The organism is Nonomuraea terrae (assembly GCF_044465245.1).
GTDB classification, from domain to species: domain Bacteria; phylum Actinomycetota; class Actinomycetes; order Streptosporangiales; family Streptosporangiaceae; genus Nonomuraea; species Nonomuraea terrae.
The window spans coordinates 594,419-608,635 of the sequence record NZ_JBITLL010000006.1 but is presented as its reverse complement, the minus strand read 5'-3'; the positions used below and the strand labels follow the sequence as shown (position 1 = coordinate 608,635).

Sequence of the window (14,217 nt, the reverse complement as noted above, 5' to 3'; positions counted from 1 at the left end):
CCGCGGGGTCCTCGCCAGCGCAGTGTTGCTGGCGGTCGTCACCGCGGCCTGCGCCGCCGAGCAGCCGCAGCCGCCCGCACCGCCGGCGCCCACCCAGGGCGTCACCGTGGTGGAGAAGCTGGTGCTGCCGTTCGACGCGTACAAGACCACTCCCAAACAGCGGGCCGTCCTGGGCAACGCCCACAACCGCCTGCTCGTCGCGTGCATGCGCGAGCACGGCATCACGGTCACCCCGCCGGCCGAGGACCCCAAGACCCTCGCGGCGATCGACCCCGGCAACTCGCGACGCTACGGCGTCACCGACATCGACGCGGCCAGGACCCACGGCTACCACCTGGCCAGGCCGCCCGCTCCGAACACCACCGACGCCTGGGCGGCCAAGCTGCCCGAGCAGACCCGGCAGCGGCTGTACGGCACCGCAGCCGACCGGGGCTGCGTCGACCAGGCCACGCTCGGCCTGGACAAGGGCGCGCCCAAGGCCGACTGGCCGTGGCTGGCCCAGCAGGACTCCGTCACGCTGGAGCAGGCCGCCAAGGACCCGTCCGTGGTCACGGCGGTCAAGCGCTGGCGGGAGTGCATGAGCAAGGCCGGCCACTCCTACGCCTCACCCGAGGCGGCCATCGGCGACAAGCGCTGGAACCTGGACCAGCCGCAGGTCAGCGAGGCGGAGAAGCGCACGGCGACCGACGACACGACCTGCAAGTGGTCGTCGGGGCTGGTGCTCGCCTGGTACACGGCCGACGCCGAGCGGCAGGACAAGGTGATCACCGACAATCCCGCGCGGTTCTCCGCCCTGCGGGCCAACCTCAAGCAGCGGCTGAAGCGCGCCTCAGCCGTTCTGAGCGCGGACGAAGGCCGCTAGGTCCGCGGACTGCCTCAGCCTGCTGGGCTCGTGCACGTACATCATGTGTCCCGCCTCGTAGTAGGCGAACTCGATGTTGCGGGCCAGCTCGGCGGGCACGGGCAGGCGGGCGAAGGAGTGCTCGGCCGCGAAGTACGGCGTCGCGCCGTCGTAGTAGCCGCACGCCACGTGGACGCGCAGGTGGGGGTTGGTCCGCATGGCCGTGGCCAGCCGGTCCACCACCGCCACGTGCGCGTTCTCGAATTCCTTGTACGACCACGGCCGCACGCGCGAGGTGAGGATCTCGTACGGCAGGTCGTTGGCGTAGCCGAGCTCCGAGCGCAGGTAGTGGTTGAGCGCGGCGCCGTAGGGGCCGGTGATCGCGTTCATGCTCGGGTCGGCGGCGAAGTGCTCGCGCCCGGCGTCGGGGTCCCATCCGATGAAGCGGCCGTCGAGGCGGCCGACGACCTGCCGGCGCGGGCGCAGCACCTCGGTGAAGAACCTGATGTGCTCGATCCGCAGGTTCACCCGGTCGACGTAGTCCTCGCTCAGCCCGGTCAGCGAGGCGACCTTGGCGACCGCGGCCGTCCGCTCCTCGGGGGTGAGCCGGTTGCCGCGGCCCAGGGCCCACATGTAGTCCTTCGCGGCGTACTCCTCGGCCTCGCGGAGCACGTCTTCCAGCGACCGGTCGCCGTGCAGCCCGTGATAGTGCGCGATAGCCGCATAAGTCGGCAGATAGAGGGCGTAGGCCAGGTCGTTGCCCTCGTTGAACTCGCCGGTGATGTAGTCCAGCACCGAGGAGATCAGCATCACGCCGTTGAGGTACATGCCGTAGCGCGACTGCAGGTGCTCGGCCAGCCCCGCCGCCCTGACCGTGCCGTACGACTCGCCGGCCAGGAACTTCGGCGACATCCACCGCCCGTTCCTGGTGGTCCACAGCCTGATGAGCTCGCCCACCGACTCCAGGTCGCCCTTGAACCCGTGGTACGGCTCCGGCTTCTCACCCTCGGCCGCCCGCGAGAAGCCGGTGGAGACGGGGTCGATGAAGACCAGGTCGCTCTCCTTCAGCAACGTCTCCTCGTTGTCGGCCAGCCCGTACGGCGGCGGCAGCAGCGCCCCCGCGTCGCCCATGACGACCCGGCGCGGCCCGAGCACGCCCAAATGCAGCCACACGCTGGAGGAGCCGGGCCCGCCGTTGAAGGCGAACGTCACCGGCCGGGTGAGCGGGTCGGCCCCGTCCAGGGTGTACGCGGTGACGAACATCTCGGCCTTCGGCCGCAGACCCTCGAACGTCCCGTCGGTGAACACCTCCTCCCGCAGCACCATGGTCCCGGTCGTGGCGGTGTACGCCTCGCCGGACGGCAACGTGTGGGAGGAGGTGACGAGGTTGTCGGCGGGGGCGGCGGGTTTCGACTCTTCAGACATGCCGCCTAATTATGGTGCTATTTCTTGGGAAATGTCCGGGTCCGCAAAGCGCTCGTTCGGGACGGTGGCGTACCAGCCGGGCCGGCCGGGGTCGCGATCGTAGGGGTAACCGCCCAGCTCGCGGTAGAGCTCGGCGTAGCGGGCCACCCGTTCCTTGTCGAGCCGCACGCCCAGGCCCGGCCCCGACGGCACGGGGATGGCACCCTCCGAGTACGCCATCTTGCCGCCCTCGATCACGTCGTCCCTGAGCTGGTGGTAGTGGGCGTCGGCGGCGTAGGTGAGGTTGGGCAGCACCGCGCCGAGGTGCAGCATGGTCGCCAGCTGGATGCCCAGCTCGCCCGAGGAGTGCACGGCCACCCCGAGCTGGAACGTCTCGCACACCCCCGCCGCCTTCACGCACGGCCGGATGCCGCCCCAGAACGTCGTGTCCAGGAGCACCACGTCCACGCCCCTGCGCATGACGTTCGCGGCGAGCTGCTCGAAGTTGACCACCACGGTGTTGGTCGCGATCGGCACCCTGACCTGCTCGCGCACGGTCTTCAGCCCTTCGAGCCCCCAGACCGGGTCCTCCAGGTAGTCGTTGTTCAGATTCTCGATGGCCCGGCCGAAGCGCACGCCCTCGGCCACCGACAGCACGGCGTTCGGGTCGTAGCGCAGCTGGTCGGCGGGGAAGGCCGCAGCCAGGGCGCGGTAGCACTCCAGCTCGTAGTCGGGCGGGAACACCCCGCCCTTGAGCTTGTGCACGGTGAACCCGTGGGCCTCCTTGAGGCGGGCGGTGTGCGCGACGAGCTGCTCGGGGGTGCGGATCTCGTCGTGGCCCGCAGCGGCGTACCGGAAGAACAGGTACGACGCGAACGGCACGGCGTCGCGCACGCGCCCGCCGAGCAGGTCGTGCACGGGCACCCCGAGGTGCTGGCCGATGAGGTCGAGGCAGGCGAACTCGATGGCCGCGAGGAGCTGGGTGCGGTTGTTGTAGAGCGAGGCCGTCGGGTTGGCGATCTTGAAGCGCAGGGCCTCCAGCTGGAAGGGGTCGTGCCCCTCCAGGTAGGGCAGCAGCGCCTTGAAGGCCGCCTCCGCGCTCTCGCCCCCGCCGCCCATCTCCCCCAGGCCGACCAGCCCGTTGTCGGCCTCGACCTCGACGATCGTGCGCACGAACCGGCCCCAGTGGGCGCCGTTGCTGTGCCGCAGCGGCGCCTCCAGCGGGACCGCGACCGTCGTGGCCCTGATGTCTGCGATCTTCACGAACACGTCCCCCAAACGACCGCCACCCCGCAGGCGGGCAGGCGTACCTTGACCGACTCGTCCACCACGTCCAGGTCACGCGCCGAGCGCAGGCCGGGCAGCGTGACCGTCGCCTCGACCGGCTCGGCGGCCAGCGACTGCAGCCGCACCACGCACTCGTCGCCCGACCGGCCGAGCGACGTGACCAGCACGTCGGGGTGGTCGACGGAGACGTACGTCTGCTCCGTGCCGGAGCCGTTGACCAGCGCGGCGACGAGCGGCTCGGTCAGCCCGGAGGCCGCGACCGCGCCGAGCCGCCTGCCCCGTGCCCCCACCTCCGACGTGACCGCGTAGCGGAAGGTCGTCTCGCCCTGCTGCTGCGCCGGGAAGTTGGTGTCCCAGATGTTGTTGAGCGCCCAGGAGTAGACCGTGCCGTCCTCCTGGTCGAGCGTGGGCGGGAACGGCGCGTACGGCATGTGGATGGTGCCGAGCTGCACGAGCGGGGCCTCCAGCGTGGCCCAGGCGATGGTCAGCTCCGGGTCCTCGAAGGCGATCCAGTGGCGGATCGGCAACATGTACTCGGCCGAGCCCGGCACCCGCGGCACGTCAGGCCCGCCGACGCCGCCGGTCAGCTCCCAGGCCGTGGCCGGGCCCGCGGCGAACGGGAAGGCCAGGAAGACGGCCTCCTTGGCCGGGGTGCCCTGCTTGGCCAGCTGGTAGGTCAGGTCGAGCCGGGGCACGCCGGCGTGCAGCTCGATCGTCGTGCGGATCCAGTCGACGCCCTTGCCGTGCAGCTCCACGACCAGCTTCTCTCCCACGGCCGTGCGCTGGACCTTGGTGATCCTGGCGTGCCGGCCGATGGCGCGGTCGCCGAGCAGGGTGCGGTCGTGCGCGCCGACGTGGCCCGACAGGTGGTTGAAGTGGGGGGCGGTGGCGTACTGGTCGTAGACGTACTGGCCGAAGCCGGCGGCGGCGTCGGCGTTGACCAGCTCGCGGCCGGCCCGCTTGTCGAAGATCGAGCTGATGTGTCCCTCGCGGACGTCGTAGGCGACGCGGTAGAACTCGTTCTCGATCACGCCGGTCGGGTCGAGCTCGACCGGCTCGGGGGCCTGGGTGGCGCCGGGGACCACGTCCAGGCGCACATGGCTGTATCCAGAAATGTCGGGCACGACGGCGTGGATGTGCCGGCCGATCGGCCGGGTCGGCCAGTCCTCCGGGTGCACGACCTCCTCGTGGTGCGGGAGCGTCCGTCCCGTCCGGGCGTCCACGAGCGCGATCGGCACGTCCAGGGCGACCACGTCGCGGGGCAGGAACGCGCGTACGACGTCGGTCCTGGCCGTGGTCGCGGGGTTGAAGACGGCGAACGAGGCCAGGGCGCCGGTGTCGCCGTCCTGGGAGAGGGCGGCGGCGAACCTGCGCGTCGCGGCGTGCAGCAGGTCGGCGGCGTCGTCCTGGGCCTGGTAGGCGCCCGACGACTTGCGCGTCCACTGCAGGCCGCCCGAGTCGCCCGCCTCCTCGGCGTCCTCCCACGGGTTGGCCGCGCCCCAGGTGTGCTCGTTGAACAGCGCCACCTTGTCGTAGGCCGCGTCGACCTGCTCCGTCGCGTCCACGCCGGCCAGCGTGTGCAGGGTCTCGGCGACGCGCAGCGCCGACTGCGCGCGCCGGACGTAGCCGAGCGGCCGGGCGCCCGAACCGAGCCCGTCGGCCCACCAGTCGGTCCAGTCGCCCTCGTGCACCGCCAGCCGGTCGTGGTAGCGCTCCACGACGTGGTCGAAGAAGTCGCTGTTGACCGCCGAGCGCAGGCGCGGGTAGGCCCACTGCTCGTTCCACCTGCGGGCGATCCGCGCCGGCACGATCGACGGGCCCGCGTTGTCGGCGTGCGCGCCCTGCACCCGCAGGTGCAGCACGTCCAGCTCGTACGGCTCCTTCGGCGCGTCCGGCCCCTGCCAGCCGAACGTCCCCGGCCCGTACGGGTAACCGCGGGTCGCCAGTGCCGACAGGTAGCGCGGCAGCAGGTCGTCGGCCAGCTCGTAGGAGTCCGTCAGCCCGACCGTGTTGCCCTCCATGTACGCCATCCCGTGCGGCGTGTCGGTGAACCACACGACCAGCTCGTTCCCGCTCGGCGCCCGCCAGCGGAACGGCCGGGTCAGCTTGTCGCCGCCGTGCAGGTACGGCACCGACCGGCCGGCCCAGTTGTGGGCGGCGGCCAGGTAGCGCACGCCCGCCATGCTGAGCGCGTCCACCAGGCCGACGACCGCGCCCGGCACGTCGGTGTGCATGGCCGACCTGACCGGGAAGCCGAGCTCCTGGGTGAAGCGGAGCTGGCGGTGCAGCTCCTCGGTCGAGCACGCCTCCGTGTGCAGCTGGAACGGGAAGGCGGTCACCTCGATGACGCCCGCCCTGGCCAGCTCCGTGAACCGGTCGGTCAGCTCCTTCGGCCGGGCCTCCAGCCACTTCAGCGCCGGCCACGACGACTCGACCGACCAGCGGAACTTGGCGTCGTCCGGCCAGGACGCGCTCTCCTCGGCCAGCCGCAGCGCCGTGTCGAGGTAGTCGAGGTGATGGCGGAGCACCGTGCCCTGCGGGTCGGTGTAGCCGATGTCGAGGTGCGAGTGGTGCACCACGAACACACTCCACCTGCGCTGCGGCGTCACCGTGACCTCGGCGCTGCCGACCACGCCCGCGTCGTCGCGGCACTCCAGGGTCAGCACGCGCGGCGCGTCCACCTCGGGCATCAGCAGCGTCACGTCGGTGCCGGACGCGCTGTCCACGCCCACCAGGACGTGCGTCAGCGGCTCGGTGCTCGACACCCGCACCGCCTGCCGGCCGTCGTGGGTGAACAGCGGCAGCACCGCGACCCGCACCTCCAGCCCGCGCACGCTGATGACGGGCGTCGAGGTGTCGTCGCGCAGCGCCTGCCTGATGCCGTCGTAGTCGGGGCTCCCCAGACTGCGCTGGAGCAACCGGCTGGTCAATGAACACTCCCTAGAGCAAGGCCCCTGGCGAAGAGGCGCTGGGTGGCGAGGAACAGCACGACCGTCGGCAGCGAGACCACGAGCCCGGCGGCCAGGCCGACCGGGACGGGGGTGCCGGCGTACACGTCGGTCATCAGGCCGGCGATGGCGGTCATCACCGGCCGGACCTCTTCGGTCTGGGTGAGGGTCAGGCCGAAGATGAGGTCGTTCCAGATGAAGGTGAATTCCAGGATGAAGACGGCGGCCAGCGCGGTGAACGAGATCGGCAGGTAGATGCGCCAGAAGATCCGCCACGTGGAGGCGCCGTCCATGCGGGCCGCCTCGAAGATCGAGAACGCCACGCCGCTGTAGAAGTTGCGCAGCACGAACGCGGCCAGCGGCACGTTGATCGCCGTGTAGAGCAGGATCATGCCGGCGCGGCTGTCGTACAGACCGGCGTCGCTGTAGCCGACGAAGAGCGGCACGAGCAGCATCTGGGACGGGAAGACGGTGCCGCCGAAGATCAGCAGGAACCACCAGAAACCGTGCCGCAGCCGCAGCACCACGATCGTGTAGCCGGCCAGGGCGCCGATCATCACGCCGAGCAGCGGCGAGACCACGCTGTAGAGCGCGGTGCTGGCCAGGCTCCCCGCCAGGTTCGCGCCCTCCACGGCGCTGACGAAGTTCCGCAGCAGCGCGAAGTCACCCGACGGGATCCACGCGCTGCCCGGGTCGTAGGAGTCGGCCGGCCGCGAGGCGTTGACCAGCAGCAGGTACGTCGGCCCGAGCCAGATCAGCCCGAGCACGACCAGCACGGCACGCCTGATCATGTGGCCGTCACCTGCCTGCGCAGGTAGAGATAGGACGCCAGGCCCGTCACCACGGTCAGCATCACCGCGACCGCCGAGCCGTAGCCGTAGTCGCTGGACACGAACGTCTCCTTGTACATGGTCACCGCCAGCGTCTCCGAGTTGCGACCCGGGCCGCCCTGGGTCAGCACCCACACGATGTCGAACGTCTTCAGCCCCGCCACCAGCGCGAGCCCGACCACGACCGCCGTCAGCGGGCGCATCAGCGGCCAGATCACGTGCCGGAACAACCGCCAGCCGGAGGCGCCGTCGAGCCGGGCGGCCTCGATGGGCTCCTTCGGGATCGACTGCAGGCCCACCACGAACAGCAGCGTGTTCACGCCGAGCTGCTGCCACGTCCAGACCAGCAGCATGGCCAGCGTGTTGTACGGCGAGTCCTGCAGGAACGCGGTGTCCACGCCGAGCAGCCGGTTGGCCACGCCGTCGTGCGACAGGATCGGGCTCCACACCATCGCCAGGCCCGCGCCGCTCAGCGCGTACGGCAGCATGAACGGCACGCGGAACCACGCGCCGCCCTTGATGTCATAGGACAGCACCGCCACCAGCAACCCGAGCCCGACCGGCAGCACCATCGTGCCGACCACCCAGATCAGGGTGTTGCGGGTCGAGGTGAGCAGCGCCGCGTCGTCGAACAGCTTGACGAAGTTGTCCAGCCCGATCCACGCCGGCGACTCCAGGCCGTCGTAACGGGTGAGGCTGAGATAGGCCGTCCACAGGAACGGGGCGTAGAGCAGCCCCGCGACCAGCAGTGCCGCGGGCGCCACGTATCCGTACCTGAACCTGCCGAGCATCGGAGCGCGTGCTCTCATGGCCTCACTCCGTTCGGCGGCTCGGTCACCCGAATGCCGCCGCGCGTGCTCATGCGAGTCACTGATGCGTGCTCCAGTACTCGTCGGCGGCCTGCTGGATGGTCTGGAGGACCTCCATGTAGGTGGCCGGCTCGGTGACGAACTTGGAGAAGCCGTCGAGGGCGGCGGTCAGGATCGGCGGCGGGGTGGCCTCGAAGTAGCGGTTCACCAGGCGGTACTCGCCGCTGCCCGCGTCCTTGGTGACCGCGCCGAGCGCCTTGTCGTCGATCGCGACCTTCGGGTTGGCGCTCACGTCGCCGCGGCTGGTCGACCACTTCTCCTGCGCCTCGGCGGTGGTCCACCACTTGAGGTAGCGCATGCTCGCGTCGGGGTCGGCCGCCTTGGTCAGCGAGCACAACGGGCCGCTCTCGAAGATCATCGAGGTCTTGGGGAGCGCCGGGTTGACGTTCGGGATGACGAAGAAGTCGTAGTCGGTGCCGGCCTTCATGCTCCGCGACGCCATGCTGGTGTTGAACCAGGTGCCGAACGACACCATCGCGGCCTTGCCGTTCTTCAGCACGTCGGCGGGGTCGGTCTTGTCGCCGGGGTTGATGAAGTAGCCGGCGTCGATGAGCTGCTTCCAGCGCTCCATCACCTGGACGACGCCCGGGTCGGTGTACTTCGCCTGGCCGGTGGACAGCCGGTCGTACAGGTCGGGGTCGGTGCCGGCGAGCAGCTGCTCGAACCAGACGAACGAGAAGAGCACGCTGGTGTGGTAGAACGCCTTGACGTTGTTCTGCTTGAGCGTGTCGGCGACCTTGACGAGGTCGTCCCAGGTCTGCGGAGGCTTCAGGCCGTACTGGTCGAAGACCTTCTTGTTGTAGAACATCCCCCAGTACGCGACGTTCATCGGCACGCAGTACTGCTTGCCGTCGACCGTGTAGTAGGGCATGAGGTCCTGCGACAGGTCGCCGGCCTTGATCGCCTCCTGCCAGACGGCCGAGGTGTCGGCCACCTGCTTCTGCTTGACGATCTCCGCCAGCATCCCCCCGGTCTGCCAGGTGAAGAGATCCGGCTTGACGTTCGTGCGGAACGACGCCTTGATGAACGCCTGGTACTGCGCCGAGTCGGTGTATCCCGTCGGCTTGATGCTCAGGCCGATGCTCTGCTTGGACACCGCGCCCATCTCGTCGAAGTACTTCGTCCAGGCGCCCTTGTCGTTGTACAGGCTCAGCTCCGTCTTCTTCTGCGGCGCCTCGCCGCCGCCTCCGCCACAGGCGGTCAGGACGAGCGCCGCCGCGCCGAGCGTGGCCACACGTGACCGGAACATGGGCCGGCCTCCTTGTTCATCGGGGGGATTGCACCCTGTGCTCGATAACCGTCTTCACGTCGACCAGGTGGGCCCGCATGAGCTCCTCGGCCTGCGCCGCGTCGCGCGCCTCGATGGCCGCGAGGATCGCCAGGTGCTCCTCGTGGTCACGGCGCCGGTCGTCGAAGAGCTGGAGGATCTCGCGCTGCTCCGGCCCGTGGACGGTGAGCAGCGCGTCGACGACCTCGTGCAGCACGACGTTGCCCGCCATCCGCGCGGTGGCGCGGTGGAAGGACATGTTCGCGTCGTGCAGCTCGGCGTCATCGCCGCCCAGATGCCGGCCCGCCGTGGCGAGGGCCTGCTTGAGCGCCGTCAGCTCCTCTTCCGCCGCGCGCCCGGCCGCCATCGCGGCGAGCGGCGGCTCGATGACGATCCGGGCGTCCAGCAGCTCCAGGAGCTGCGCGGCACGGATCTCGCGCATGTTGGGGTTGGGCAGGACCAGCCGCTCGATGGCGGCTCCGACGTAGATGCCGGAGCCGTGGCGCATCTCGATGGCCCCGGTGGCCTCGAGCCTGCGCAGCGCCTCGCGCAGCGTCGGGGTGGTGACGGCGAAGCGCTGGGAGAGCTCCCTGGTCGAAGGCAGCCTGTCGCCGGGCCGGTGCCCTCCCGAACGGATGAGCTCCAGCATGCGCTCGGTCAGAGCGTCGGAAAGCGTCGGCCGCGTCACCTCGGACATATCAAGTGATCTAATCACTTAATGGAGACGGCGTCTATGAGGAGTGTTTATTTCGTGACATATGGCCTGTGAGGCGGTCTTGCCGCTCTACCGCTTCACCGCTTGAGCAGGTCCGTCATCATCGCGATCTGCGCCCTGCGGGAGGTCTGCACCTGGGCGGCCCACTGCTGGACCGCCGGGTTGGCGCCGCGCGTCACCTCGTCGGCGGCCATCGTGACGGCGCCGTCCTGGTGCTCGATGAGCACGGTGAGCAGGTCGTAATCGAAGTTCTGCGACTTCCTGAGCTGCTGGAGACGCTGCCGGTCGGTCTCCGGCATGCCGCCGTGGTGGTCGTGCGCGACCGAGGCGGCCGTCAGCGGCTGGTCCCAGTCGTGCAGCCAGCGCAGCATCATCTCGACCTCGTCCTGCTGCGTGCTCTCGATGGCCGCCGTCAGCGTCTTCACCTCGGGATCTGCGGTGCGCGAGGCGCCGATCCCGGCGATCTCGATGCCCTGCCGGTGATGCTGGACCATCATCTGGACGAACATCACGTCGTCGGCGTTGACCGGCTCCGCCTTCTCTGCGCTCCCGGCTTGACCGCAGGCGACCGACAGCAGCAGGAGGAGAACCGCCAGGACATGTCCACCGCGCACCGGCCGCTCCCCAGCCCTATTGGAAACCTTCTTAAGAGTTGACGATTTCCGCTTCGGACGCAAGGGCTGATCAGTGCTCGACGCCGTAGCGGAGGTAGACGATGCCGGAGTCGAACGCCCGGGTCTCCAGCAGCGGGGTCCTGACCGCGGTGTCGAGCTCGGGGAAGAACGGCTTGCCGCGGCCGAGCAGCAGCGGGTGGACGAAGATCCGGAACTCGTCGACCAGGCCGAGCCGGATCATGCTGTGCGCCAGCGTGGCGCCGCCCACCTCCAGGTAGCCGTCCCCTTCCTGCTTGAGCCGGGTCACCTCGGTCTCCAGGTCGCCGGTGACGAGGGTGCTGTTCCAGTCCACCTTGTCGAGCGTCTTGGAGAAGACGTACTTGGGTGTGTCCCGCCAGATGCGGGCGAAGTCGATCTCGATCTGCGGGGCGTCCGGCCGTTCGTCGGCCGTGGGCCAGTAGGCGGACATGTTCTCGTAGAGGCGCCTGCCGTACAGGGCGCCGCTGATGTCGCGCGACAGGTCGTTGATGAAGGCGTGGACCTCGTCGTCGGGCCCCGACCAGCTGATGTCGCCGTTGAGGGACTCGACGTAGCCGTCCAGGGAGATGAGCATGCAGTAAAGGAGTTTGCGCATACCGGTGAGACCTCCGTGAGCGGCGTAACTCATCGCGCCGGCCAGGCGAGCACCTCCGCGAGGTGATGCCGGACGATTCCCATCATGGACTCCCGGTCAGGGAAGTCGCCGTCGAGCAGCCGCAGCGGGCCGGCCACGAGCGACAGGTGCTGGGCCAGGCGGTAGAAGCGCATCCTGGCCTCGTCCAGGCCCTCGACGCGGAGGCGGCCGTAGTGAGGGCCGAACCGCAGGCGCAGGAAGGCGTGCTCCCATTCGACGTCGAAGTACATCGTGCCCTCGATGTCGATCAGCACCGGCTCGCCGTGCTCGTCGATCAGCACGTGGTCGGGGCCCAGCTCGCCGTGGATCAGGCCGTGGCTCTCCCGCGGCCGCAGGCCGGCGGCCATCTGCCCGAGGTCGTCCGCCAGCCGGCCGCGGATCCCGCGGATCCGCTCCACCCGGGAAGCGGCCTCGGCGAGGTCGCGAAGCGCCCACTCCAGGACTCTCTGGGACGCGGGTCGCGGGTCGCCCCGGCCGTTCTCGACCAGGGCGACCTTCCCGTGCCGCGGGGAACGACACCTCGCCATCACGGCCAGCCCCTCCGCCAGGCGGCCCATCGCGGGCCCGGTCAGCTGCGCCTCCAACGTGCCACCCCGCCACGTCCTCGACCAGCGCCACCTCACCGGGGTAGCGCCTTCCCGAGCCGTCGGCGAAGTACAGACGGGGAACGCGGACCCCCAGATCAGCCAACCGCGCATGCGCCGCCTCGAAAAGCCGCATCCCCGACACCTCCGGGGACCGCCCTCCCGACCCTCTCTCCACGCCCTCGCCCCGCTGCCGGAGCTCGTCCCGGGCCCCGTCCGTGCGGGTCCAGAAGTTCTCCTCGTCGGACCAGACGTAGAGCACCACGCTCGAGGCGTCGTCGAGGGTGAGCCGGTAGACGCCCTTGCTGGTGCCGCCCCTGAGCCGCTCCACCGCGACCAGGCGCCGGCCGAGCACGTCGCGTACCAGGCCGGTCAGCTCCTCGCGCTCGGCGAAGCGCCGTTCCCGGCCGTTCACAGGGGGCGTTCCACGCGGCGGCGCATCGGCGCGGACCCCCGCCCGTCCTCCGGGGTGGCCGGGCGTACCGGAGTGGGAAGCATGAGGCGATGCTCCCCCACGCTCGCCGTCCCGCGCCACACGATTATGACGGCGCCGACCACGGGCGCCGTTGAGGATCCGCGCCGTTGACATCAACCATGCTTCAGGTTGCACGGTTGCGACATGGCTACTTTCGAGATCGGCGTCATCCTGCCCGGAGTGGACGTCCAGCGCCGGGACGGCGTCACGCTGCGGGAGGCGGCCGGGCACGCCGAGGACGCGGGCCTGGACGGCGTCTGGCACGGCGACCATCTCGCCATCGGCGGCCCCACGCTGGACGCCCCGATCGCGCTGGCCACCGCCGCCGCTGCCACGTCCAGGATCACGATCGGGACGAGCGTGTTCGTCCCCGCCATCCGTCCGCTCGCGTGGGCCGCCAAGCAGATCGCCTCCTTGCAGTACGTCTCCGACGGCCGCCTCGTCCTCGGCGTCGGCTCCGGCGGCGGCCCCGGCCAGTGGGCGGCGGCCGGCGTCCCGTACACGCAGCGCGGCCACCGTACGGACACCGCGCTGGAGCTCCTCCCCCGCCTTCTGGCAGGCGAGCCGGTGGTGTTCCCCACCGCTCGGAGCTCACCGCCCCACCCACCCGAGCCCGAACCGGCGGCACGCCACACGGCCGAGCCCCGACAAGCGGCGTCGCGTGATGGCGGGCCGGTGGTGCGGTTGGCGCCGGCCGTGGCGATGCCGCCGGTCTGGGTGGGGAACGCCTCAGCGGCGGCGATCCGGCGGGCGGCGCGACTGGGGGACGGCTGGTTCCCGTCGCTGATCTCGCCCGAGGAGGTCGCCGCAGGGCGGGAACGGCTCGCGGGCCTCGCGGCCGCGCACGGCCGCCCGACCCCGTTGGTCGCGATAGGCGGCACGTCGGCGCTGGGAGCCGACCCCGGCGTGCCGTCCCGCGAGGAGGTCGCCTCCGGCATCCGTTCGGCCTACGGCCGCTCACTGGAGGAGGCCCTGGGCATCCCGCTGACCGGCAGCCCGGAGCAGGCCGCCGAGCGCCTGGCGGCGTACCGTGAGGCCGGGGCGACGCACGCGATCATCGGCGTCGCCGGCGGCGACTGGCGGACGCAGGTCGACCTCCTCGCCGAAACCGCCCGCCTCCTGCGGTGACCACCGTGACCGGACCGTGCGGCGGCAGTCCGTCACCGGTCCGTTGTGGCGGCGGCGCGCGGTCCTGCATGATGGCGCGAGCATGATCGACAGAAGGCGACGCCGTGGACTTCACCGTTGAGTACCAGCCCACACCCGACGAAGTGGTGCGCGCCTTCGAGCAGGGCGCGAAGCACCAGCTGAGGCGGCTGAGCGTCCTGCTGACGTCGCTCATGGTGGTAGCGGGCGTCATGTGCGTGCTCATCGAGGCGCGCAGCGTCGGCATCGCCCTGTTCGTCTCGGCGGTCGCGTGCCCGTTCGTCATGACCTGGTCGCTCCGCCGCACGGCGCGGCGGCAGTTCGCCCACCTGTGCGTCCCCACGACCCTCCGTTTCACCGCCGACGGCTACGAGACCCGCACCGACGAGCAGACCATGAGCGTGCGATGGTCCTTCTTCCAGCGGGTCGTCACCGGCGAGGAGTTCTGGCTGTTCTTCAAGGACAACAACCAGTTCACCGGCTTCCTCCCCAAACGCGCCTTCACCACCGAGCAGCAGGCGGAGATCGACGCCGTCCTCGGCAGTCGATGACTGTCGGTGCGAC

General features: G+C 70.4%; 13 protein-coding genes. 3 read left to right on the top strand and 10 right to left on the bottom strand.

What is annotated here, in order from left to right:
* Window positions 1-22 precede the first annotated feature (22 nt).
* A complete protein-coding gene (locus tag ACIBP6_RS32240; protein WP_397057607.1) occupies window positions 23-862 on the top strand; it encodes a hypothetical protein in 840 nt (279 codons plus the stop codon).
* Here the strand turns inward: ACIBP6_RS32240 and ACIBP6_RS32235 are convergent.
* The 10 genes from ACIBP6_RS32235 to ACIBP6_RS32190 all read right to left on the bottom strand — a co-directional run bounded on the left by ACIBP6_RS32235 (window position 830) and on the right by ACIBP6_RS32190 (window position 12,032).
* Window positions 830-2,266: a S10 family peptidase gene (locus ACIBP6_RS32235; protein WP_397057606.1), complete on the bottom strand. Its 1,437-nt coding sequence runs from the start codon at window positions 2,264-2,266 to the stop codon at window positions 830-832. The genes ACIBP6_RS32240 and ACIBP6_RS32235 overlap by 33 nt on opposite strands.
* 9 nt (window positions 2,267-2,275) lie before the next feature.
* Window positions 2,276-3,508, bottom strand: a complete 1,233-nt coding sequence (locus ACIBP6_RS32230) for an enolase C-terminal domain-like protein (RefSeq protein ID WP_397057605.1) — start codon at window positions 3,506-3,508, stop codon at window positions 2,276-2,278.
* A complete protein-coding gene (locus tag ACIBP6_RS32225) occupies window positions 3,505-6,462 on the bottom strand; it encodes a glycoside hydrolase family 38 N-terminal domain-containing protein (RefSeq protein WP_397057604.1) in 2,958 nt (985 codons plus the stop codon). Before ACIBP6_RS32225 ends, ACIBP6_RS32230 begins: the two co-directional genes overlap by 4 nt.
* Window positions 6,459-7,271, bottom strand: a complete 813-nt coding sequence (locus ACIBP6_RS32220) for a carbohydrate ABC transporter permease (RefSeq protein WP_397057603.1) — start codon at window positions 7,269-7,271, stop codon at window positions 6,459-6,461. The genes ACIBP6_RS32225 and ACIBP6_RS32220 overlap by 4 nt, the downstream gene beginning before the upstream one ends.
* Entirely contained in the window at window positions 7,268-8,119 is an 852-nt protein-coding gene (locus tag ACIBP6_RS32215; RefSeq protein ID WP_246075446.1) for a carbohydrate ABC transporter permease, read from the bottom strand. The genes ACIBP6_RS32220 and ACIBP6_RS32215 overlap by 4 nt, the downstream gene beginning before the upstream one ends.
* A gap of 58 nt (window positions 8,120-8,177) precedes the next feature.
* Window positions 8,178-9,428: an ABC transporter substrate-binding protein gene (locus ACIBP6_RS32210; protein WP_397057602.1), complete on the bottom strand. Its 1,251-nt coding sequence runs from the start codon at window positions 9,426-9,428 to the stop codon at window positions 8,178-8,180.
* Between the two features lie 16 nt (window positions 9,429-9,444).
* Complete coding sequence (locus tag ACIBP6_RS32205) at window positions 9,445-10,143, bottom strand: FadR/GntR family transcriptional regulator (protein ID WP_397057601.1); 699 nt, start codon at window positions 10,141-10,143, stop codon at window positions 9,445-9,447.
* A 95-nt stretch (window positions 10,144-10,238) separates the two neighbouring features.
* The gene (locus ACIBP6_RS32200; protein WP_397057600.1) at window positions 10,239-10,775 is read right to left on the bottom strand and encodes a DUF305 domain-containing protein; all 537 of its coding nucleotides are present in this window, start codon (window positions 10,773-10,775) and stop codon (window positions 10,239-10,241) included.
* Window positions 10,776-10,845: 70 nt separating this feature from the next.
* Window positions 10,846-11,409: a dihydrofolate reductase family protein gene (locus tag ACIBP6_RS32195; protein ID WP_397057599.1), complete on the bottom strand. Its 564-nt coding sequence runs from the start codon at window positions 11,407-11,409 to the stop codon at window positions 10,846-10,848.
* Window positions 11,410-11,438: 29 nt separating this feature from the next.
* Complete coding sequence (locus ACIBP6_RS32190) at window positions 11,439-12,032, bottom strand: phosphotransferase (protein WP_397057598.1); 594 nt, start codon at window positions 12,030-12,032, stop codon at window positions 11,439-11,441.
* A 619-nt stretch (window positions 12,033-12,651) separates the two neighbouring features.
* Between ACIBP6_RS32190 and ACIBP6_RS32185 the strand changes: the two genes are divergently transcribed.
* Window positions 12,652-13,635: an LLM class flavin-dependent oxidoreductase gene (locus ACIBP6_RS32185; RefSeq protein WP_397057597.1), complete on the top strand. Its 984-nt coding sequence runs from the start codon at window positions 12,652-12,654 to the stop codon at window positions 13,633-13,635.
* Window positions 13,636-13,739: 104 nt separating this feature from the next.
* Complete coding sequence (locus tag ACIBP6_RS32180) at window positions 13,740-14,204, top strand: YcxB family protein (RefSeq protein WP_397057596.1); 465 nt, start codon at window positions 13,740-13,742, stop codon at window positions 14,202-14,204.
* Window positions 14,205-14,217 lie beyond the last annotated feature (13 nt).